The sequence below is a fragment of the Paenibacillus sp. Dod16 genome (genome assembly GCF_049893405.1).
GTDB lineage: Bacteria > Bacillota > Bacilli > Paenibacillales > Paenibacillaceae > Paenibacillus_AQ.
In genome coordinates, this window is record NZ_JBNDYG010000007.1 from 243,608 (window position 1) to 265,890 (window position 22,283).

The following is a 22,283-nucleotide window of genomic DNA, read 5'->3' on the forward strand; positions in this document are numbered from 1 at the left end:
TGCAAAGGAGCCAAGAGGGTTATGTCATCCTCTACAGGCCGAGCGTGATGAAACTGCTAAGTTGCACGAACACCATGGATCACCTCAACGCGTAGTGATTTCAACCTGTATTACTTTCTTACCAACTCGCCATAATTTCCACATGCACCGTACAGAACATTCACCCATCAGGTCGTTACAATAAACCCTTCCGTTTTATCCCCCATCAACTGAGGCCTTACATCCACAAAGCCCTCACCCGGCTTTCGCAGGGCTTCCAAAACAACCTGCGCGTTATACCCGTCATGGAAATCATAGATCAAACCGGACTCTCCGTCCAAAATCTGAATGATTTGTTTCAGGATCGGCAGCGGGCTGACGACATCATCCACAGGTACGGGCTGTGGATCGGCATCCTTGCCGCTTCGGTACAGATTGCACCAGTTCTCCAATGCCAAGGTGCCTTCCTCACCGTGGACCACCAGAGAGACACGCTCCTCCCCTTCCCGTTGGTCGGTTCCCGACAGACGAATCTCGATATCATTATGTAATCGGAGCACGGCCTGGACTCGGCTTTCGGACTGATTCGAATCCGGCGGAAACTCGATCTCGCTCGTCACATGCGTAATCGGCCCGAATACCTGCTGGATCATCTGGATCCAGTGAATGCCAACCTCCAACAGGTATCCGCCCTGCTGCCTTGACGTGATCCATGGATTCTGCTGCCAAGCCCTCGGCCACTGCGGAAACTCCAGGTACAACTCCATGCTTTTGATCCCGCCGATCGCTTGCTCCTCTAGCAACCCCCGCAGCTTTAGAACAGCCGGGTCGAGCGGAAGCGAGAAATGAACCGCATGGAGCACATCGGCCTTCTCGGCCAGCTCCACCAGACTCCGGGCTTCGGTCAAGCTGTTGGCCAGCGGCTTCTCGCAGAAGACGTGGACGCCTTTCTCAAATGCGATTCGGGCCACATCATAGTGCAGGGACGGCGGAACCGCAATATATACCAGGTCAAGCGACACCTCGTCCAGCAGCAGGCGATAGTCAGTGTACAGCCTTGGACGAATCCCGGCATCTGCGACTTCCCGGTGCAGACTGGATTCATCACTGTCGCAAATGGCGACCAATTCGATCTGCTCCGTATATTGGGGCAATAAGCGGTGAATCATATGCCGGCCCATATGCCCTAAGCCGATGACGGCTATTTTTTGTTTCATCATCCTGTTCTCCTATTCCATTCGCGATTGCATTTTGCCATTGAATGCCACGTCACCTATTATAGATCAAGGTGCTGCTGGCCGTACACTCAGATATATAGAACGTTACTGTTCCGTTATTTCTTTAGCTCAAAGCACACAACACTTTTTTTGTATGCTGGTAGTTGTTTAAATCATTCTTTTAGAACCTTTTTCAATTTCTTCTTCGCTCGTTGAACTCGTTTTTTACAAGCCTCCACAGAAATCCCCATTTCTTTAGCCGCCTCCAACATCGAGTACTTATCCAGAGCAATCTTTTTAAGTAATTTATAGTCCTCACTATTGGTTAAGTCAGAGTACATAAAATCAATATCTAGTACATCAGGATCCCCAGGGATCATGTTTTCATCTAACTCTAAGGAATTAATGAGGTACGCCCGACTGCGACCTTTGTTTTTAATAACATACTTTAGCGTATTTAATAGCCAACCTTTCGGATTGGGGCTATATAAAAGATTGTCGGCTTTAGTACACGCAATTCTAAATGTGTCCTGAACGGCTTCTTCAGCTAGTGAACGGTCGCTCAACATGTTTTGTGCATATGAAAACAATAAAAAATACATTTCTAAATATAATGTTTTAATAACACGTCGTTGGTCATCATTTAGAACCATCCTCTCACCACCTTCCCCGCATACCAATTCTCCAATTAAGGGATATATTTTAAAATTTCATAATATTTGGTATTTATAGTTTACTTGATAAGCGGATAAAAAGGGGTCATTTAACAATTTCTTCAAAATTTGAAAAAAGGCTGATGACCAAGAATGGCAGGATGGGGAATTAAGCGGTGGCGAAAGGAAAAAATGAAAGCAACCTAAGTCCGAACGAAACTGGACTCAGGTTGCTGAAGATGGTTTTAAATGACGGTTTACTTTACGGTAGTCAGTTCAAAAAAGTTGCCTTCTCTTTATTTATGACTTGAGTCTAAATTATTTGCGTAGCGGCGCAGCGACTCCTTGAGGCGGGTTACTTCGTTATCAATATGACTATCGCTATCATAAGACCAAGTAACAGTCTCAGTAGCAATAGATGTTTGCGGGTCATCTGCATTAGCTTCATCGGTCAGCGCGGAGCCGGTCCATAGAATCCCCACCAGCGCCAAACAAAAGAGTAAAATGCCCGCCTTCTTCCCTTTCGGGTCCATAATTAAAGATATCCGATTGTTCAAGTCTTTTTTCCCTCCATAAAAATTACTTGATACTCCTGTTTGGAGCTTCGCTCCATTCCTGACGACAGCAATAATGGTTTCCCCGTATTGCATTCGCCGTTGATGATCTGCATTCTGTAAAACCAATGCATCACAGGAAATTTCACATTGTTTCGCAGCCGCTTTTGCCATAATATAGACAACCGGATTAAACCAATGAAACGCGGTTGCCATCAGAATCATGGCCTTATACCAGAGGTCGTGCCGTTTGTAATGAATCAACTCATGCTTTAGAATCAGTGACAATGCATCATCTGACAGTTTCATAGGCGGAAGTAAAATGACAGGCCTGAAAAAGCCAACGAGCATTGGATTTGTAATACTCTCACACACGCTTAACCCTACAGGTTTGTTTATCCCCAGTTCCGATCTCACACGGTCCAAAATTCCCAAAACCTTCACATCGAGAACAGGCTCACTCCATCGGCGTATCGTCTTTATGAAACGACCATGCCGCAGAGCATGATACAATACAATGCTTACAACGCCACATCCCCAAATTGCTGCAAGCAACCACCACAAAGGGATTGTTGCCCAATTGTTCTCCATATCCCTTACAGCCATGAACGACATTGATTGGGCAAAGGCTACAGGAATATCCGGTATGGGCACATGGAAAATTAACGGGTCGATCTGTGGACGAAAGGGAATTATCCAGCCTGCCGCAATCAGCAGCCAAACCCTATACATCCACTTTGCGGCATATCGTTTTGATAAAATGGGCCGTACTGCCGTATACACAAGCGTTATCAACGACATCGAAACAGAGCATTGAATCAGGGTTACTAAAAATCCCTGCATATCACTCCCTCTTTTCTTTCAGCCACTTTTCCAGTTGGTCTAGGTCGCTGTCCTTTACCTTATTACCGGCATACAGCGTAGCAACCAGGCTGAAGAAGGAGTTCGCATGAAAACGCTCCATAAAGTCACCTGTTTCAAATTTCAGGTAGTCCTCCTTGCTAATGAGCGGAAAATAAATACGCTCTCTTCCCTTTTTCTCAGTTCGAATGAAACCTCGTTCCATCAGCCGTAACATTAGGGAAATGACCGTCTGCGCTTTCCATCCCCTTTCGTTTCCAAGCTGTTGCATAATAATATGGGTCGTTACAGGGGGATCATTGGCCCAAACCACTTTCATAATATCAAACTCCGCATCAGGCAGCTTTTTCATCGTTCTATGGATCAACTCCTTTAAGACAATTGTCTACCTAATATTCTACATTTGTCTTATATACATGTCAAACCTAAACAATCAAGATAAAATCTGGATTGATATAAACATGCTATTGAATAATTGAAAAACTTGTCCCCAGATCGATGCATTAGAACATATATGTAATGAAAGCCACAATGTAACACTTCATGAATTGGAGGTGATTCCGTTGGACAATTAACATAAACGTAGATCTTCACGTGGAACAGCATAATACTTCACTTGATAATACAGCATTTTGAAATCCAAATCCCCAATTTTAGAATGGAGGCTATCGGCTATGAAAAAGAACGCTCTCTTATTTTTATCGGTACTGACTCTTTTCCTTCTTCTCACACCGAGCCTTGCTTTTGCGAATGATCAACAGGACTACAACTCCCTGTCACAACAGGAACTTGCGTATCAAGATATTGACGTAGCGCCCGAGGAATGGAAGGATGAAATCTTGGACGCAAGGAATTCTATCATTTACAGCACTTCTTGGACCGTTGATGGCCAGGTTGCGTATGAGCTGCCAGATGGAACCATTGAAGAACTTCCTGAATTTTCGGACCTGTTTCCGGACTGGGACGTTCCTAGATTGAAAGAGGACGTGCGCAAACAACAGTTAGCTAAGCTGACAGCTTATGATTTTCAGATCCTAGCCGCGAATTATGTAGGGTTCGTCTACCTATTTGAACCATCCGATTCTTCAGCGACACTGCCGTTTTACACCTTTTTCACCAGCGCCAGCAGAGTTACAATGACAGCTGACTCTTTGCCAGGGACAAGCTATAATGGCGGTTTCACGAATATTKACACTGGTGCAGACCTCGGTTATGTAAATAACGTTAAGCAAGGCGGAAAAATATATCTTACGAACCCTAAACGTAACACTGCTTATGGAGCTCGTGCGAGTACCTACAGCACAACCGGATATGCGCAAATGAGTGTAGTTGATGGTTAATCCCCCAGTAAGATCTCATTGCTGGTAGAGATGATGCTTCACCCAAAGTAGTTATTTCTACTAAAGCGATGATTATTGGGGATGTCATTCTTAAACTTATCGCTGCTAAAAGATTATTAAAGCGCCACGCCTCATGAAAACAGGCATGGCGCTTTCTCTGGTCATCAATAAATGCTGACGCTCTACCAATCCCTTAATTTTATACCTTACTACCGATATTTTTTGGGTCTGGGGTACTCAGTACTTCTTGCAGGCATTCCATTCACTCCACCCCCTTCAACGACTCAATCATATGAATCCGGTTCACTTTCTTCCGAAGCATGAGGTTGGAGAGGAGGGTCAGAATGAACGCCAGCACAACCGATGCCAGCATAATCACAAGGTTTAATTGATCCGGAATTTGCTGATGCGTACTCGAAAGCGCCTGGATGATGATGGAATAGACATAACCGCTGATCGGCAGGGCGACAATGACCGCAAAAGCGGTTAACAGCATGTTCTCAGAGAAGATCAACCGGTTGATTTTACGTTTGGGATAGCCTAATACCTTCAGGGTGGCAAGCTCACGATTCCTTTCATAAATATTGATGGAAGAAATCGTGTAGATGGCACCGAAAGACAGAATGACGGCACAGATGATAAACATGATGAAAATAAAGCTGTTTTGCTTCAGCATATACTGCGCAGATTTCTTGAGATCATCCTTGTCCGCTATGGCCTCCACCTGCGGGTCTTGTTCGAAGAAGCTGCGAACGCCTGCCAGATCGGCAGCGCTATGGACGCTCACTAACAGCGAGGTCGGATCGTAGTCGATACCCACACTCTTCATATAATTCGGTGTGCTGTAGAACGACGGATTCGAGTATTGTGTGGAGATATCCAGAACCTTCATATCGACGATGGTTTGGTTAAGCACCGGTGCTGTAAATTTAAGCTGGATTGTATCCCCTTCAGCAATTTGATACTGATCCGCGTAAGATTTCGGTACCAGCACACCATGATCTTCTAACGATAGCCGGTTGCCTTGTTCATCATAAAAGCGAATCAGCTCATTATCCTGCTCCGTAACCACGAGCTCAGCATTTTCTTTGTTTTCCCCTCGGATGAGTTCCACAGGGTAGGTAGACAACCCATAATGGTCTGCTATGCCGGACGGCAGTGCTGCCATATCGGAGAACGATCCCATCGCATAATCGACTCGTAAATCATACGTATTCACCTCTTCAATCTGGCCGGCTACCTTGAGCAGGGCCGTCTGCGTGCCAAAAGCCGTGATCAGCAAAACCGTACTGACCACAACGCCAACGGAGCTCGCGAATGCTTTTTGTTTATTTAAGAATATATTTCGTAGAATGATCTTGTAGCTGTAGGGAAGCCGACTCCACATGCCCGGAACTTTCTCGATGAGCAGCTTCTTCATCTTCTTCGGCGGTTTCGGACGCATCGCCTGGGCTGCACGTTCTTGTAATATCGCTTTGCCGCTGAAATAACAGGACAGCATGCCAAAAGCACTGGAGCAGATCATCGGAGGTAGGAGTGTAAAGAACGAGAGGGTGAACGTCAGGTCAGGCAGGGAGTAGCTTCTTCCAATTGACGTTGTAATGAGTGGAATGAACAGGGCGGCGGCGATGGCATAGCCCAAGATGGAGCCGATGACGCCTGCCAGCACGGGGTAGCCCATGTAATGCAGCATGATGCTTCTTTTTTTCACCCCTAAGGCCTTCATAATGCCCACTTGATTTCGCTGGGAATCGATAATCCTCGACATGATCAGAAACAGGATCACCGCTTCAATCAAAAAGAGAACGATCGGGATCACCCTGCTCATCAGCTTATTGTTATGAATCGTTTGCTGGGTTTGGGAATAGTTGAAGGTTCGTTCTTTGCTGACCTGGCTTATATAAGGGAGTGACTGGGAATGTGCCTCAATGGCTTGGCCTAACTGGTCAATATCGTAACCATCCTTGGCATCAATCAGGATCTCATTGTAGAACAAGCTGCCTGCAATTTCAGGAATGGTCCCTTCGGAGATATAAGCGATTCCATAAGCTTGATGGTCCTGGGTTTCGTTCTTCTTGGCATGCTCCACATTCTCATTCAAGTCGCTGATCGTGAACGTCATATCCTTGTCATTCACACGAATGCTGATGGAATCACCGACACGGTAATGATGCGCCTCGGCATAGTGGGAGTCCAACAGGATCTCATTCCGCCCAGCTGGCATCCTGCCCTCCATCATCCTGGATGTGTTGATTTCATTCGGTACGGGGATCGAGTGCACCGTTAAAACAGCTTTATCATCCTCAAAAGCCTGCTCGGCCTGGACGATATAACGCCCTTCGATATGTTGAATGCCTTCAACGCCTCGTAAACCGGCCACATCCTCTGCGGAAATTTGACTGTAATAAACGTTCAAGTCGCTTAGATTATGTTCTTGAAAATACCCCTTCGTATAGCCGCTAAGATTGTCACTTAAGGTAACCAGCCCCGTGTAGAAAAAGGCTCCCACCGCAATAACCAATACAATGGCTATGAATTGTCCTACCGACTGTCTCATGTCCCTTAATAATTTCAACGCTAAAATCTTCATCACCACTCGATCCCTTCAACGCTTTGTTTGTGATCGTTAATCGTGATGCTCTCGATCTTCCCGCTCTTGACGCGGATCACTTTATCCGCCATCGGCGCGATGCCGAATTATGGGTGACCAGAACGACGCATGTCTTCGTTTCCCTGTTCAAATCTTGAAGCAGCTTTAAGACCGATTTCCCTGTTACATAATCCAGAGCACCGGTGGGTTCGTCGCAGAGGAGAAGCGCGGGATTCTTGGCAACCGCTCTTGCGATCGCAACTCTTTGCTGTTCGCCGCCAGAGAGCTGGGAAGGGAAGTTCTTCATCCGATCCGTTAGTCCAACCTTATGTAAAATATCTCGTGCATCCAGATGGTCCTTACATACCTCTGTCGCAAATTCCACGTTCTCCAGCGCATTCAAATTCGGAATCAGGTTATAGAATTGAAAGACGAAGCCAACCTGCTCGCCGCGGTATTCGGTTAATCTCTTCTCGCTCCATCCCGTAATCTCTTGATCCCCAACCAACACTTGTCCCGAGGTAGCGGTATCCATCCCGCCGAGAATGTTCAAAATCGTGCTTTTCCCCGCCCCGCTTGCCCCTAGAATCACGACGAATTCCCCCTCTAAAATGGAGAAGTCAACACCCGCAAGGGCTTGAATCGTCACTTCGCCGATTGGATAGGCCTTGGTTACGTTTTTGAATTCGATTAACGTTGTCACTTCGTACATCTCCCCGTATTGGAATTTCCGGAAATGGGTTTCCTGCCATCCCCGGTCACTTGTGAAGAAACTACCGTTTCTCACTAACCGCAAGTTACATTCTATATCCATCATATCTAGCCTCATGGATATTTCTTCCTGCAGCCGATGTATTTACGTATCGGTCTTCAGAAGGGTCTTTGTCGCCGCTTCTCCCGCTTCGCATTATGAACACAAAAAGAGTCATATAGGTGAACAACACCTACATGACTCTTATACTTCCTATCTGAAATTGCAACACAATCCTTTTATTCTCTGTAGTAAGCGTAAAGCTTTCGATGACGGCATCCTCGAATGAAGCTTTTGCTATTCATTTGGTGCAGCGGTCAACGTACTGCGTTGTTTGATTTTTTGTATGGACAGATTCAAGCTGTAATTCCCATAATCGAGAAGTTTATTAAGAAAAAGATTCAGCTGATCTTGGGATGTAACTTTTATCGTTAAATGGTAACAGCCTTCTCCCGAGATTCGATGTGCTTCCACTATCTCATGTTGATCCATAATAAAACGAATAAACGAATCGTGATTGGCTGTTTTCATATGAATGATAACAAATGCTGTATAAGCAAGCCCTAATTTCATTTCATCGATGATTAGGGAATAGGCTGTAATTACACCGCTCTCCTCAAGTTTTTTGATACGATTGCCTACTGCTTGTCCAGTCATATGAATTTGTTTCCCTAAGTCTTTCCATTGAATCCTTGAATTTTCGGTTAGTAACCGAAGGATCTGATAATCCGTTTGATCAAGTTGCATACCATAATCCTTTCACCGTGAAATGATTTAATGTAAAAGCGTCTCATCGAAGCATCGATTAAATTCAAGATGTCCTTTATCATTTTACTATACAGCAACCCTTATCCCAAAGTTGACAAAGGGAACCTGTATTGGTTACTTTGCCGCTGAGTAAACTATATCCCAAATCAAAAAGGAGTCTATTGCCATGAAAATACAACTCATTCGAAATGCGACACTTGTTGTCCAATATGCAGGGAAGAAGTTTTTAATCGACCCTTTTTTGGGAGAAAAAGATGCGTATCCGCCTTTCCCTAATTCGTTACGCCAAGATCAAAACAATCCTTTGGTTGGCTTGCCAACCTCGGTTGACCATATTATCAGCAACTTAGATGCTGTGATAGTCACTCATCTACATTTAGACCATTGGGACGATACGGCTAAAGAGGCGCTGCCAAAAGATATTAAAATGTTTGTACAAAACGAAGAAGACGCGGCAGAAGTCAGAAACGCCGGTTTTCAAAATGTAGAAGTGCTGCAAGAAAATTCAGCCTTTGGAGATATTCGATTAGTTAAAACTAAAGGCGAACACGGCAGAGGAGAAATATTACAACTTGCCGGACACGTGTGCGGTGTTGTCTTGAAGCACCCAAGCGAGAAAACATTGTATATTGCTGGAGATACGGTTTGGTATGAAGCTGTTGGGGAAGCCATCGAAACACACAAACCGGAAATCATTGTTGTAAATGGAGGAGATAATCAATTCCTTCAAGGCGGATCTCTAGTAATGGGGAAAGAGGATATCTACCAGGTTTATAAAGCCGCCCCTGAGGCGAAAATTATATCTGTCCATATGGAAGCAGTTAATCATTGGACATTATCAAGGGAAGAATTAAATATCTTTACTGACGAAAAAGGAATCTCCTCTAATGTTTTGATTCCAAAAGACGGGGAATCCTACACGTTTTAGTGTATCGATGGATTAAAGCCAAAGTTCCTACAAGACCCTAAGAGCTTCTAGGGTCTTTTTTCTTGCCAAAACATGCTTTTGAATAACCACAAAAGCGGGTTCAGGAATTATGGTCTTTATCGCCGCTTCTCCCACAGCATACTTAACACAAAAAGAGCCATATAGGTTTACAACGCCTACATGACTCTTATGCTTCCCATCCGAAAGTGCAACACAAGCCTCTTTTACTCATGGTATATCTATATATTCTCCGGTTTCCGTACCGCGCCGAAGCTTGTACGATGAACGAGTCTATAAAAGCGTCTCTGAAGCCAGCGTAAACCCTTCAATCGCAACATCTTCGTCGACTTCAATCATGATGCAACGTTTACCTTGGAAATTCACCTGTTTGACATACCTTAAATCCTGCGGGCTAATGGAAATCGTAGCTACCTTGGTTTCGATCTTAATGGATTTGGAAGTATACTTCGGCATGACGCTGGTTGCTTTCATCTCATAGTTCTTGTTGTCCACGATGGTTTCGAATGCCCGCTCCACCTTCTCGGTCGTCACGTCCTCTACGCCGCTTGCGGTCAGTACACGCTCGAGATCTTTATAATCCAGCTTCGGAGGTTCTTCCTCCTTCGTCTCTTCGTTCATTTCGATCACCCGGTTGATTTCCTCGTACACCTGGGCAATGGTGGCTGAATCGAGCTGTTCGCCGGCCACTTCCTTGACGATATCTTCGAAAATCGCTCGCTCTTCTAGTGCCGTCACGGATCTTTCCCCGTTCAAGACCTGTTCGACAAAATGCGGATCCGGAAAATTCGATTTTCCCGTACAATACAAAATACGATTCACATCGGAATAATTGTCCGTCACGCTAGGGTACAGGAATCCTTGCTCCGGCGTGCTTAACTTGATAATCGGATCTACGATGACATTGTACTTGAACTCCCGCTCCACATAATCGAACAAGAGCGTCTTCCGTTGTTTCTCCGTAGAATTCACGCTGCATAAAATGAATGGATGGGCGAACACCTCGTTCTTCTCGCTCTCTTCCGCTTCATCGTTTCTCGCCTTCGTCGGCAAATAATACTGTCCCCGAACGAACGTGACTACCATATCCCGCTCATATTGGGCATCCTTCAGCATTCGATCCACCAGCATCAGCATCAAGTCCTGCCATTCTTCCGGATCACCCGACACGAGCGCTTGGTGAAGCATGACCTGCGCCGGTTCCTCCGCTGCTTCCTGAAACCTCAATTCGAACAATTTTTGATCCAGTTCGCCGGTCAGCAGTTTTTTGAAATTACCCATGTATAACTCTTGCTTCTCCCGATCCACCAGCTCGAACGGCAGGCGCTCCCAGTGGTAGATTTCATTCGTTTCCTTTGTAATATAGACATTGAGAATATCGTAAATATTCATTAAATCGTGATCCAGCTTAAATTGCTTGCGTATATTGGCGACTTCTTTTTTGTTCATATCCGATTCGGCAGCTCCTTCAATATAATCTGGCTTATCTAGTATAAATTATTGGATCGTAAATTGGTAAGCGATCTTGCGGATTGCATTGCTGCGCCTTGGGTCAATTCTCCTGCGGCCCTGATCCTCTATTGTGGCATATTTGAATACCCGAGTCGAGGAGATTTCCTTGAATAAGATCTGACTTCATTGTGTGTATTTTCCTTTTTCCGGACACGCAGAATTATGGAAAATATCAAAGAAGGAAGATAAGCCGGTTGATTATCGCTCTAAGGGTGGTTCCCTGCCTATCTTGCACCAAGTTCATCAGGGGAGTCATGCTCTCGGAAATAAAAAAATGGCGATACGGGATTCGTTCCGTACCACCATTTCATGTTACTCTGTTTAATGCCATTCGCCGCCGAGCACCATTAAATGGACCCCCGATGGCTGCCAGACACTTCTCATGCGGCCGCCAATGCTGCCGAGCGAGGCGCATGCCTAGCCCGTTACAGCTTACCCGCAGCTTTCACTTTCACAAGCAGCGCATTGCCCGGCAAATAGGCAATCGGAATGTCCTCGACGGACACAATCTGTACGGTCTCCGGATTCGCGCCAGCTGCCGTTGCCTCGTTCATGGCGCTTTCCTTCGCATCGCGGATGACGTCGTCATAGCTCCAGTCGTCCAGCGAATAGATCCGCTCCGACTCGCCGCTAACCTCTCCCAGCGCTGCGCCGATCGCGTTCGCCGCATCATAGTTGTCCGGCCGGATGATTCGGCTTGCCCCTGCCAGCGTATCCGGTACCAACAGACTGCCGCCGCCGACCAGAATGACATCGACCGGGTCGGCACTCGTTTTCATCCGGTCTATGGCATCCTCCAGAATCTGCTGCATGACGGCATCCACCTTGCCGCATACCGCTTCGTCCACGGCATTCGCGTTGGTGCCCGGCCATTCTGCACGGCCCAGCTTCACGGCTACGTCCGTCGTCGTCAGCGTATCTCCGCCAAAGATGCGGGCCCGTGTCGTCAGCTTGTAGCCCACGCTGTCCGGGCCAACCTTCACGCCGCCTGCGTCGTCCAGCCGGACGATTGTACCGCCGCCAAGGCCAATGGACAAAATGTCCGGCATCCGGAAATTCGTGCGAATGCCGCCGATATCCACCGCTGCCGACGACTGGCGCGGGAAGCCTTGCACGAGCACGCCGATATCCGTCGTCGTGCCGCCGATATCGACGACCAGCGCGTCGCTAAGCCCGGATAAATGCGCCGCGCCCCGAATTGAATTCGTCGGTCCGCACGCAATCGTCAGAATCGGGTAACGAAGTGCATATTCGCTCTTCATCAACGTGCCGTCATTCTGGCAAATGTACAGCTGGGCATGGATGCCGAACCCGTTCAGCGCTTCCTCAAAGCCGCGCACCACGCCTGCAATGACTTGCAGCAGCGCCGCATTCAGCACGGAGGCATTCTCCCGCTCCAGCAATCCGATGCTGCCAATCTCGCTGGAGTAGGTAACCGGCATGTCCGAACCCAACACCTCGCGCACGATGTCTCCAACGCGCTTCTCCTGCTCACGATTCACTGGGGCAAATACGCCGCATATCGCCACGGCATCAACTTCTCCGCTCATCCGGCGGCACAGTTCGGCAATCTCCTCTTCGTCCAGATTGGCAATCTTGCGGCCATCATACTCATAGCCGCCAGAGGCGATATAGCTATGCGGCCCAACTGCCGCGCGCAGCGATTCGTCCCAGCCAGCAAGCGGCGGAACGGCTGTTGTTGCCGGAGCGCCGATGCGAATCAGGCCGACCCGGCCAAGATGCTTGCGCTCCACGATGGCATTGGTGCAATGCGTGGTGCCGAGCATCGCATAGCGAATGTCTGCTCCATTCACGCCGCTCTCCTGCAGCAGCCGACGAACGGCCTCCACAATGCCTTCGTTCACGTCGGCCGTCGTGTGGACCTTCACCTTGTGCACGCAGCGCAAGTCGGAATCCAGCAGGGCAGCGTCCGTATTCGTTCCACCCACGTCAATCCCAATACGGTAGACCTGGTTTGTGTCAGTCGTAGTTACCTGGGTCATTTCGCCGCACCTCCTTTCGAAGCCAACGTCTCGATCGGCACATAATCAAAGTCATAACCGAAGTATCTCGGCCCGGCTGTCTCGATGCCTTTCGGCGTGCGCCATTTGTCATCGCACGGTAAACCTGCTGCCGTTACCCGGGCACCATACTTCAAGTTCTCCGTCGTCACCGGCATCCCCGTATCCTGATCCAACAGCGTAATCAGGTCAGGCGTAATGGCGAGCGGTTGATCGTCAACGGTAGCGAGCAGGAACTCATTCTGGAAAAACAGCCGCATCGTTTTTCCCTTGTTCTCGCCGGTACCTTCGAATACCGCTTCGCCGCGCGTAAAACCGCCGTCCATGCGGCGACGGATATCCACGGCCTTGCCATGGAACAGGGCATGGCCATTCAGCTTCGCGAGCAATTCGCGCACAGGATTCAGCTTCTGCTGCTTCGCTTCGAACAGCGTCCGCCCGATCTCATAGGCTAGCGTCAGCGTGCCGCCGATCGCGCTCTGCTTCGCCTGCGCGCCGGATACCGGATAATCGCAGATGGAGGCAGATCCCCCCATCTCCACCGTCAGCGCACGCGCCATCCGTTCTTCCCACACGCCGTCAATCGTATGCATCAGCGCGCTGTTGCCGCGCTCGTCCGCCATCGCCACCGGGCTGCACGGGATGCCTTCCAGATGGAACGTCACCATCTGCGATTCGGGAAACGCACGCCCCATCGCATCGGCATCGACGAGCGGAATTCCGCGCTGCGCCGCCGCAATGACCGGAACGAGCGAGTTGCCGCCGCCGACCTCGATCGGCATGACAGCATCCACCTTGCGCCCGAGCTCTCTCTCCATCAGATCAAGCGGTTTGGTCAGCTGTTCAGCCGAAGGGATTTTCTCCAGCATCACCGTCGGTGCTCCGATCATCGATACCGGCACGATAAGCCCTTCATCGTCCAGCTCTTCGAGCTGGGCGATTCGAACCGGGCCATACTTGCGGATCGCCTCCATGGCCATCAATTTTCCGACATGAGGATCTCCACCGCCGCCCGTGCCAAGCACCGCAGCTCCTGTCGCGATATATTCAATGGCTTGTTCATCCAATGTGGTTAATCTGGTTGCCTTGTTCATGCTTTCATCCCTTCTTTACGACCCATTTGCCTATGATTGCTTGTACGATAAATGCCATCAAGAAGCTGTCCAGCGCCGGAACCTGCGTCACATGGAACCATCCGAGCCCATCCGGGGCCATCGTTGTCATGAACCCGAAGAACGTGGCGATGACCCATACGACGATGGAGCGGGGAATCCAGCTCCGATTGCTGTCCAGCCCGTCAAACGAGAATTTATTTTTGTTCACCAACAAATACTCAGCCGTATATATGCCGCCCAGCGGTGCAACAAGCATCGTAATGTACGTCAGGAACGTCATGAAACGGTCATAAATGCCAAAGCAAGCAAGTGCCGTCGCAATCAACCCTGCAATAATCGTGATCACGGATTTAGGCACCCGTTTGAAGACGACGGAGAAACCCAGCCCCGCGGAATATAAATTGTTCGTATTGGTCGTCCATTGTGCCAGTGTCAGCACGATAATCGCCGGAATACCCAGTCCGAGCGTCAGAAGAATGCCCGTCAGATCGTCGGAATCCATCGCACGCGACAGGAAGATCGCAATGATGGTCATGAAGCTGTTGCCGACAAAGAAACCGATAAACGCGGCGGTAACCGCATGCTTTGGCGTTTTGGCCCAGCGCGCGATGTCAGGGGACAGCGCCGTTCCAAGGATAAAGATACCGATGACCAACGATATCGCCGTCCCCATCGGCAGGGCCTCACCCTCGAACGGTGACCAGACGGTGCTTCCGCCTTCCCCGTTAAGCGCCATGACCAGCGCGATAATAATAAACACAACGAGCAGCGGTACCGACCAGACGCTTAATTTTTCAATCGCCCTGTAGCCCCAGATCGCCGTGGACATCATGAGAAGTCCGCCAATGATCGACAGTACCCAGAGCGACCAATGCCAACCCCATAGCTCGCTTAACGCCGTCTGGAAGTTGGAAGCGAAGAAGCCGACCTGAACGCCGAACCAGCCCAGCGATGAAATGCCGAGAATGACCGAGACGATCAGCGCCCCTTGATTCCCAAACAGAAACCGGCTGATCATGGCCGTCGACAGACCCGTTTTGGCTCCCACATATGCGCAGACAGCCCCGATAATCCCCAATATGGCTGAACCAACGATGACCGCCGTAAACGAGTCGCCGATGCTCATGCCCGCGCCGAGCTGCGCACCCAGAAACATGGCGGACAGGTCAATGCCGATCGCAATCCAGACAAATGCCATCGAGAGCCACGATTTCCGCAAATGCTGGGGTACGGGCTCCCGTTCGTAATCTTCTATTTTCGTATCATTGCTCATGTTCCACCCTCTGCTTTCTGTACCATCTTGTTGATTGCCTAAGCTTCGACGGATCTCCAGAACATCTCAAAGGCATGTTTCAGTTTCCGTTCGAACAGCTCCGGCGATTTATAGTAGTAATATTGCATGCCCAGCCCGTCCATCAAGGTGAGGTACGAATCCACCAGCGTCTCCATCGGGACGATGGCCAATTCGCCGCGATCCAGACCTTCCTGCATGATCTCGCCGATAATGCTGCTGAGCAGCGTATCGAAACGCCCAAACGCCTCCTGCATCCGATCCATTAGGAAATCCGGCGGGAAAATTAAGTACCGGAAGGCAAATGCGGCAAGCTCCCGCTTGTCCCGGTGGAAATCGTATTGGCGAAGCAGCAGTGCATGCAGTTTTTTCTCCGTACTCATTCCTTTGCTGGTTTCTGCCATCGCTTGGATATATTCGTTGTAAGCGCTCATCGATTCTTCGAAGACCGTCATGAACAGATCTTCCTTGCTCTCGAAAAAGGCATAGATTGCCGGTGTCTTGACGCCGACCTCCTTCGCGATTTCCGATAATGCCGTTCCGTCGTAGCCCTTCTGTCCGAATAACCTCAGCGCAGCTTCTTTCAGCTTCGTTCTGGTCATGTTCATCCCCTTTTCATTATTTAATTAACGTTAATTAAGTATATTATACAACTTTCTGCATAAAAATCAATCCATTTGATTACTCTGCCAAATGATCTTCCAATCTTTATACGTTTAGCATTCAAGCGGGACCATGTACTAAGGTGGATAAAATCCTCATACCACAAAAAGAGATATCCTTACTCGAAGGATACCTCTTCTGAAAACATGAACCATTCATTCAAACAATCTTTGATGTTTATGAAAAAATCGGTAAAAGAATTGGACATTGTCCAGTTCAAACCATTCTGCAGTTTGCAAAATCTTGGCATCGAGATTGTAGATCTTCGCATGAAGCGTGCCCAGAACAAAGGGGGAGTGCGTAGCAATAATGAATTGACTGTCAAAATAACGCGCCAGATCGTTCATTTGCTCGGCCAGTTTGATTTGATTCGCCGGAGAAAGCGACGTTTCCGGTTCATCCAATAAATACAGTTTCCCGGGAAGCAAATGTTCCTCAAAAAACTGCATCGAGCTTTCCCCGTTCGAATACTTCTCCTGAGCGAATTGAATGATATCCATCTTCTTCTTGAATTCATACGACTGCTCCAGCTCTTCTACCTCGGCCTTGCTCTTTCCCTGAACGAGCTGCTCATGCAGCAGCCCCTCGCGAAGCACGTTTTCCTGCTGTATCTTCTTGATTTCATACAATAGATCCTCTGACTTGATGTACCGGCTCCCGTCGGGAAGCTTATATATGGGACGCTCCTGTTCATCATGCCCGAGTTGATAGCTGCTCTCCTCGATAAACCGCTGCGCGTACACGTTGTGACCATAACTTGTCATTCGCTCAGCGCCCGCAATCCCCAATTTGTTGGCGATCAGATTCAGCAAGGTGGATTTGCCGGAGCCATTACTGCCGTATAATACCGTGATTCGATCAAACAGCAGAACTTCCCCTGCCATGTGTCTGAATACATGATCGGGATATATATTCGGGTTGCTGGAAATGTATGGAGAGAGTTTGAAGTTACTTAAATATAGCATCGCCCTTGCCCACCTCATTCCAGCACGGTCCAAATATCTAGGGCCGCCAGACGAATTGCCTCAAACTCATGATTCCGGTACGTTCTTAAACGGTCGGTACAAGCCTGGTTCCACAATAACGATGTTCCCGCAACCTTCAGCAAAGAAAGCCCGATATATTGGGCCGCAAACGACTGCCGATCTCTCAAATGATCCACCAGTTCCAGAATCGTCTCCGGTCTCCAATACGCCTGGTTGGCATTGGCTGCCCGAGCGATCTGTCTGTAGGCGTAATCCAACAGATGCTGGTACGTGTCCGCCATTTGAATCACAGGGTCCAACTGCAGGGCAGCCTGATCCGCCTGGTTCCATTCGACAAGCGCCAAATATAACTTGATCACGGCTGGTTTCATGGTTTCTTTGGACTTAAGAGCATCGATCATGCCCGTATATAAAGGAACTAGCATCCGCCTTGCATTGAGAGGTAACGAGGTCAGCTTGTCAATCAATGCCACCAGACGCTGCCGCTCTGGAAGGTCCCTCTCCGGTGCAGCATTCCATTCGGCTTTCGTCTCCGTGTACACCAATTGTGTGCAAACCTTTATGACCTGCTCATTCACCTTCCCGTCACGGCAAGCCACAATGAGGGTATCCATCGCCGCCTTCCATCTGGTGTTATCCTCCAAATCAAGAATCGCTCGGCAGGCGGAAGACGCCACCTTCTCCTCACTTCCATTCACCCAACGGCTCATGGCTTGGAAAGCCTCTTTGGCCACAACGGGATCGGCGTGCCCTGCAATCTCGATAATCAATTGCAAATACCTTGGCCGAGCCTCCGCCGGAAGTCCGCCAGCATACTGGTTAAGCAGGCTTCTTGCGATATCACGCTGCGGTGAAGCAGCCATGGCACGCATCAGAGTCCAGCTGCGTTCATCATCAAGCCATTGTCTGGCAGCGTGTCCTATGGCGATCATCACGTCTTTGTGTACATTCGGTTTCTCGTATTCACGGATGAGCAGCGCCATGCCCTCACTGCTTTTATAAGCCCCAAGCAATCGGATGGCCTCTTTTCTGACCGTGATTTTCAATTTCTCGCGGTTCAGCAAGTCCGACAACATGGATGTCAACATCACCGGGCTCACCCTGCGCATGCATCTGGGGATCGAGTACATCGCCACCCGAGCACGGTCCCCATCCAGGTTGTTCAATAATACAGGCAGTGCCTTCTCCGGCTCTTCCCATAACGAATAGGCGTAGAGCGCAGCCTCGACGACATGCACTGCCTGAACCTGCAGCAGAATCTCCAGTTGATCGGAGAGATAATCCGGCATGACGGCCAAGCTCCGCATCGCAGCCGCACGTTCATGGAAACTTCGTTTGGCATCCAAGGCCACCCGTTCCAAGAGGGAAGCTAGTGCCTTTTGCTGACGCGGCAGCCACCGGTGAAACCCGTTATGGGCAGGCACAACATAAATCGTTTTTCCCGATAAATGCTTGCCATCGATGATTTTCCCCGAGATGAACGGGTCTAACCACTCTTGGCGCTTCAGATGCAGATGCATAAATACGTCATGGAAAGAGATGAAGGATGGGTCCCTGTCCAGCAGTTCTCTAACCCTCGCATCCCGGGTTTTATACGGTGCCAGCCAATAATGGACAGCCTGCGGCGATACCGTTTTGGCCTCCAGCAACTCCTCCAGCAGAAGCTGAAGCTTCGGCAACCGATCCACGGCCTTTCCGAACAAATCAGCCATACGCAGGACCACATTTGTGTTTTCTCGCTTGTTCGCTTCTACACCAAAGGCATAAACTTCATCGAACAATGCTTCCAGTGCAGTATTTGGTATGCTATCCCAATCCATCGAGAAGAGCGCAAACTGACCGTCCCGCATCGTCAATCTTCCAAACGTTCTCAAAGCGAATTTGAACAGCTCGCCCTTCGGCTCCAATGCATGTTCACGCAGGATGGCAAAAGCCAGCTTCTCCGTGGCGGACCTTGTCCCGTACGAAGTGTCCCTGGCTTCCACCACGCTATCCACCAGCACAGTCAGATCGTTCACATGCTCTTCCTTAAACATGGGAGCAGGACAGTTTGAGAGCTCGGCCATAACAGCCCAGCGCACCGGATCCTGGTCGTTCTTGATTCGAGTCAGGAAGCGCAGCGTCTCATCCATTCCGCTTCGGGATAGAGCTGTACTCCGAACGAGGTGGGCATAGGCCGCAGCACGTTCATCGCTATTAGACACCTGGACGGCTTGCTCCAGCTTCTCCCTGGCGTTACCAATGAAACGGCGCGCCTTCGTTTTGAGCATGTCATCCCGATGATCACGAATGTCGCGCAGCTCCAGCATGCGGGCAGCTTCCTTGTCGCGCAGTCGGTGCGGCAGTACATCCAGCAGCGGCATAGGGAAAATGCGTGTCTTCCGCTCGTCTTCCTTATAAGCGGCATCAAACATTGCTTCGCGATAAGACGGCGCAAGGGTATCCAGCACCTTGGCTAGATGCTCAGGCTGATCTGCGAGCAATGCAGCCAGCGTGGTCCACTGCGCTGCGGTAAACCATTTTCTCTTCTTCAACACGCCTGCCGGAACGCCGTGATTCAGAAGATATTCCCGTGTGTCCACACGTGTCAGCAGCTCGAATACGTCCTCAGGGCTGGCCTGAATCAGAATGCCCAATTGCTGTTTGAGTACGGGATGAATCATATCCGTCGGCCCAAGCTTAAGCGCACATTCCAACACGATTGCCGGTCTTGAAACACTCAGTACCTCAATCGCGGAAGAGAGCGTCCACCATACACTGATCTTTTCCCGATGCGTTGCGTTCTGCAAAGCATTCTTGAAATACGCTCCAACCAAATCGGGGTAGTGCTTCGTTAAGAGCGGCCAATTGCGTAACGCATATCCCAGCTCAGAAAGCCTACTGCTTACTGTCTCTTCACTGCACACGGCCAATAATAAAGAAGCTTCTTGTGCGCCCCACTGGCCAAGCACGAGCGGCAGCAGCCGTTCCGCCCAATCCTGACGATATGTATTCACGATGCTCCGCAGCAATTGGTGACGGCAATGATACGACATCAGAGCAATTTCGGATTCAATCGAAAAGTCCGGATCTGTCACCACTTCCGGCAGTAGCCTAGCCGCCCGCCCTCTGACCCCTGCCTTAGGATGCTTCAAGGCAAACAAAACCGCACGGGCATCCTTCACTACACCTGCTCCGGTCAATGCCAAATGCGCCTCATAGGCGGTACCGCTGCCGAGCAAGGATACGAGCAGCGCAGAATAATCCGCATCTCCTTCATGCTGGCGCCCCAGAAGCGCCATCCTCTTCATCCTGTCCGAGTAACCCAGCGAATCCAGCTCCATGAGCAATTGCTCTTTGTTCATCAGATCATGGTTATATGTCAATATTTCCTCTCCCCTCATGTTCTTATAACCGATCAAAATTTCTCCGTAATCGATTTGCACAGTCTCTCCTGGAAGTATATAACTTCTTCATAAGCGAAGGCTACTCCTTTGAACGGCGGGAAACCTGCATACAAAAAAAGATGACTCTCAGGGTCCATAAGCGGCCCTTTGAGTCATCCCTATTAGCTCAAGATGTTTATCCGAATTTAGTTATTCCAGTATTGCTTGGCAATCTGTTGACCTTGATCGATTTTCGCCCATTGCTCGGCTTCGCTTAGCTCGTTACCGCCATCGCAGGACGCAAAGCCGCATTGATGCGAGAGCAGCAGACGATCCTTATCAATGATTTTGGATGCTTCGTCAAGCAGACGGATGACGCGTGCTTCATCATCCAGCGTATTGGTTTTGGATGACAGCAGGCCCAGAACAATCTCTGTTTCCGGTCTGTCCTTGAAAACCTCCAGTGCTTCAATCGAACCCGCACGATCATCATCCCACTCCAGGAAGAAACGGTCATATTTCAACTGCTTCAGGAACAGGTTGGCGATTTTTGCATAGGATCCACCGCCCATGTTGCGGGAATCGTAGTTCCCCCGGCAGTTGTGTGTCCACATTTTCAAGCCGAGGCTGTGACCGAAGTCAATCACCGTATTGTTAATCTCAATAAATTCGGTGGCGAGACCCTGTACTTCCGCTTGATTAATATGCTCCCCTGTAAACGGAGAATTCGGGTTGTCGTCTGCAAACAGCTCCCACAAGCAATCATCGAATTGCAGGATTTTGCCGCCTGCCGCAGCGAATTCAGCCACGAATTCTTTATAGGCGCTCACAAGGCCCGCTTTGAGCTCCTGTTTGTTCTGATAAACCGCATCCGTGCCGCCAATGTTATCCGACCAGGAAAGTTCACCGTAGATATGGGAAGGCGATGGTACGCAAAGTTTCGTTTGCTGGTCGCCAGCCGTTTCTTGCAGCTGTTTGAACAGCTTAATGAAGTGATGATTCTTTCCGCTCAGTTTGCCAGTAATCCGCAGGCCAATATCTTTGCGTGTTTCATATTTCGAGGTTCCGTCCACATCCCGGAAAAAGTAGCCATGATCCGCGATATAACGCTGGGCTCCGCCAAAGCCCCATACAAAATCCAGATGCCACATCGATTTGGAAAATTCGCCGTCCGTAATAACCGACAGGTTATGCTCGATTTCCTTTTTCACGACCTGTTTGATCGCCTCGGTCTCGCACTCGGCATACCCTTCAAAGTTTTCATAGAACGGATACTGGATATCATCACGATGTTCTATTTGCGTTTTATATTTCAGCAGCTCTTCGGGCCGCAACAAACTTCCTACGATCTGAAACTTATCAGTCATGTACATAACCCCCTCGTTGTATAGCGATATCATATCACGACGAGAGGAGTTATAAGGCATACCAAATTCTCATAACTAGTTATAGCTAAAAGCTATAGCAAGAATGACGGCTGAGATTGTCCAAAAGAAAAAACACAGCCAAGTCGGCCATGTTTTCCACTCATCACTGACTGTCATTTTAATTTGCGTGTTCATATACCTCGTCCAGCCTTTAAGGAAAACCATTTTCCAGCCACCAAATTCTCATCTGACATCTAAATTTCCCCCCGATAAGATATAACGTACTTGTTGGAGATGAATTTCA

16 protein-coding genes and 1 pseudogene are annotated in these 22,283 nt (G+C 49.0%); 2 read left to right on the forward strand and 15 right to left on the reverse strand.

What is annotated here, in order from left to right; genetic code table 11:
* Positions 1–167 precede the first annotated feature (167 nt).
* From ACPV3A_RS08855 to ACPV3A_RS08870, 4 genes are all read right to left on the reverse strand, one after another.
* Positions 168–1,199 (reverse strand): Gfo/Idh/MocA family protein, encoded by a 1,032-nt coding sequence (locus ACPV3A_RS08855; RefSeq protein WP_426199004.1) that lies wholly within the window; start codon positions 1,197–1,199, stop codon positions 168–170.
* A gap of 170 nt (positions 1,200–1,369) precedes the next feature.
* Positions 1,370–1,849: an RNA polymerase sigma factor gene (locus ACPV3A_RS08860; protein ID WP_426199006.1), complete on the reverse strand. Its 480-nt coding sequence runs from the start codon at positions 1,847–1,849 to the stop codon at positions 1,370–1,372.
* Positions 1,850–2,145: 296 nt separating this feature from the next.
* Entirely contained in the window at positions 2,146–3,246 is a 1,101-nt protein-coding gene (locus ACPV3A_RS08865) for a M56 family metallopeptidase (protein ID WP_426199008.1), read from the reverse strand.
* A gap of 1 nt (position 3,247) precedes the next feature.
* Positions 3,248–3,616, reverse strand: a complete 369-nt coding sequence (locus tag ACPV3A_RS08870; protein WP_194541060.1) for a BlaI/MecI/CopY family transcriptional regulator — start codon at positions 3,614–3,616, stop codon at positions 3,248–3,250.
* Positions 3,617–3,938: 322 nt separating this feature from the next.
* Here ACPV3A_RS08870 and ACPV3A_RS08875 point away from each other — a divergent pair, with 322 nt between their 5' ends.
* Positions 3,939–4,604, forward strand: coding sequence for a hypothetical protein (locus ACPV3A_RS08875; protein WP_426199011.1), 666 nt, complete (start codon positions 3,939–3,941; stop codon positions 4,602–4,604).
* A 262-nt stretch (positions 4,605–4,866) separates the two neighbouring features.
* Here the strand turns inward: ACPV3A_RS08875 and ACPV3A_RS08880 are convergent, their stop codons facing one another.
* The 3 genes and pseudogenes from ACPV3A_RS08880 to ACPV3A_RS08890 all read right to left on the reverse strand — a co-directional run bounded on the left by ACPV3A_RS08880 (position 4,867) and on the right by ACPV3A_RS08890 (position 8,692).
* Positions 4,867–7,194: an ABC transporter permease gene (locus ACPV3A_RS08880; RefSeq protein WP_426199085.1), complete on the reverse strand. Its 2,328-nt coding sequence runs from the start codon at positions 7,192–7,194 to the stop codon at positions 4,867–4,869.
* Positions 7,194–7,897: pseudogene (locus tag ACPV3A_RS08885) on the reverse strand (ABC transporter ATP-binding protein). The gene ACPV3A_RS08880 and the pseudogene ACPV3A_RS08885 overlap by 1 nt, the downstream one beginning before the upstream one ends.
* Before the next feature lie 345 nt (positions 7,898–8,242).
* Positions 8,243–8,692 (reverse strand): Lrp/AsnC family transcriptional regulator, encoded by a 450-nt coding sequence (locus ACPV3A_RS08890; protein WP_426199013.1) that lies wholly within the window; start codon positions 8,690–8,692, stop codon positions 8,243–8,245.
* A 187-nt stretch (positions 8,693–8,879) separates the two neighbouring features.
* Here ACPV3A_RS08890 and ACPV3A_RS08895 point away from each other — a divergent pair, with 187 nt between their 5' ends.
* Positions 8,880–9,641, forward strand: coding sequence for an MBL fold metallo-hydrolase (locus ACPV3A_RS08895; RefSeq protein WP_426199015.1), 762 nt, complete (start codon positions 8,880–8,882; stop codon positions 9,639–9,641).
* Positions 9,642–9,932: 291 nt separating this feature from the next.
* Here the strand turns inward: ACPV3A_RS08895 and ACPV3A_RS08900 are convergent, their stop codons facing one another.
* The 8 genes from ACPV3A_RS08900 to ACPV3A_RS08935 form a co-directional block, all read right to left on the reverse strand.
* Positions 9,933–11,108: a DUF4317 domain-containing protein gene (locus ACPV3A_RS08900; RefSeq protein ID WP_194541054.1), complete on the reverse strand. Its 1,176-nt coding sequence runs from the start codon at positions 11,106–11,108 to the stop codon at positions 9,933–9,935.
* A 488-nt stretch (positions 11,109–11,596) separates the two neighbouring features.
* Positions 11,597–13,174, reverse strand: coding sequence for an ROK family protein (locus ACPV3A_RS08905; RefSeq protein ID WP_426199017.1), 1,578 nt, complete (start codon positions 13,172–13,174; stop codon positions 11,597–11,599).
* The gene (locus ACPV3A_RS08910; RefSeq protein ID WP_426199019.1) at positions 13,171–14,286 is read right to left on the reverse strand and encodes a DUF917 domain-containing protein; all 1,116 of its coding nucleotides are present in this window, start codon (positions 14,284–14,286) and stop codon (positions 13,171–13,173) included. The genes ACPV3A_RS08905 and ACPV3A_RS08910 overlap by 4 nt, the downstream gene beginning before the upstream one ends.
* Positions 14,287–14,290: 4 nt before the next feature.
* Positions 14,291–15,580 (reverse strand): cytosine permease, encoded by a 1,290-nt coding sequence (locus ACPV3A_RS08915; RefSeq protein WP_194541050.1) that lies wholly within the window; start codon positions 15,578–15,580, stop codon positions 14,291–14,293.
* Positions 15,581–15,618: 38 nt separating this feature from the next.
* Positions 15,619–16,200 carry a TetR/AcrR family transcriptional regulator gene (locus ACPV3A_RS08920; protein ID WP_426199021.1) on the reverse strand — a complete coding sequence of 194 codons (582 nt, stop codon included), beginning with the start codon at positions 16,198–16,200 and terminating at the stop codon, positions 15,619–15,621.
* A gap of 216 nt (positions 16,201–16,416) precedes the next feature.
* Entirely contained in the window at positions 16,417–17,226 is an 810-nt protein-coding gene (locus ACPV3A_RS08925; RefSeq protein WP_426199023.1) for an AAA family ATPase, read from the reverse strand.
* 14 nt (positions 17,227–17,240) lie between these two features.
* The gene (locus ACPV3A_RS08930) at positions 17,241–20,612 is read right to left on the reverse strand and encodes a HEAT repeat domain-containing protein (protein WP_426199025.1); all 3,372 of its coding nucleotides are present in this window, start codon (positions 20,610–20,612) and stop codon (positions 17,241–17,243) included.
* Between the two features lie 206 nt (positions 20,613–20,818).
* Positions 20,819–21,979 carry a cobalamin-independent methionine synthase II family protein gene (locus ACPV3A_RS08935; protein ID WP_260065026.1) on the reverse strand — a complete coding sequence of 387 codons (1,161 nt, stop codon included), beginning with the start codon at positions 21,977–21,979 and terminating at the stop codon, positions 20,819–20,821.
* Positions 21,980–22,283 lie beyond the last annotated feature (304 nt).

What these genes read in the sequence shown, in the direction of transcription:
- ACPV3A_RS08855 (WP_426199004.1), bottom strand. Translation starts at nt 1,199, where the DNA reads ATGATGAAACAAAAAATAGCCGTCATCGGCTTAGGGCATATGGGCCGG.
- ACPV3A_RS08860 (WP_426199006.1), bottom strand. Translation starts at nt 1,849, where the DNA reads ATGGTTCTAAATGATGACCAACGACGTGTTATTAAAACATTATATTTA.
- ACPV3A_RS08865 (WP_426199008.1), bottom strand. Translation starts at nt 3,246, where the DNA reads ATGCAGGGATTTTTAGTAACCCTGATTCAATGCTCTGTTTCGATGTCG.
- ACPV3A_RS08870 (WP_194541060.1), bottom strand. Translation starts at nt 3,616, where the DNA reads ATGAAAAAGCTGCCTGATGCGGAGTTTGATATTATGAAAGTGGTTTGG.
- ACPV3A_RS08880 (WP_426199085.1), bottom strand. Translation starts at nt 7,194, where the DNA reads ATGAAGATTTTAGCGTTGAAATTATTAAGGGACATGAGACAGTCGGTA.
- ACPV3A_RS08890 (WP_426199013.1), bottom strand. Translation starts at nt 8,692, where the DNA reads ATGCAACTTGATCAAACGGATTATCAGATCCTTCGGTTACTAACCGAA.
- ACPV3A_RS08895 (WP_426199015.1), top strand. Translation starts at nt 8,880, where the DNA reads ATGAAAATACAACTCATTCGAAATGCGACACTTGTTGTCCAATATGCA.
- ACPV3A_RS08900 (WP_194541054.1), bottom strand. Translation starts at nt 11,108, where the DNA reads ATGAACAAAAAAGAAGTCGCCAATATACGCAAGCAATTTAAGCTGGAT.
- ACPV3A_RS08905 (WP_426199017.1), bottom strand. Translation starts at nt 13,174, where the DNA reads ATGACCCAGGTAACTACGACTGACACAAACCAGGTCTACCGTATTGGG.
- ACPV3A_RS08910 (WP_426199019.1), bottom strand. Translation starts at nt 14,286, where the DNA reads ATGAACAAGGCAACCAGATTAACCACATTGGATGAACAAGCCATTGAA.
- ACPV3A_RS08915 (WP_194541050.1), bottom strand. Translation starts at nt 15,580, where the DNA reads ATGAGCAATGATACGAAAATAGAAGATTACGAACGGGAGCCCGTACCC.
- ACPV3A_RS08920 (WP_426199021.1), bottom strand. Translation starts at nt 16,200, where the DNA reads ATGACCAGAACGAAGCTGAAAGAAGCTGCGCTGAGGTTATTCGGACAG.
- ACPV3A_RS08925 (WP_426199023.1), bottom strand. Translation starts at nt 17,226, where the DNA reads ATGCTATATTTAAGTAACTTCAAACTCTCTCCATACATTTCCAGCAAC.
- ACPV3A_RS08935 (WP_260065026.1), bottom strand. Translation starts at nt 21,979, where the DNA reads ATGACTGATAAGTTTCAGATCGTAGGAAGTTTGTTGCGGCCCGAAGAG.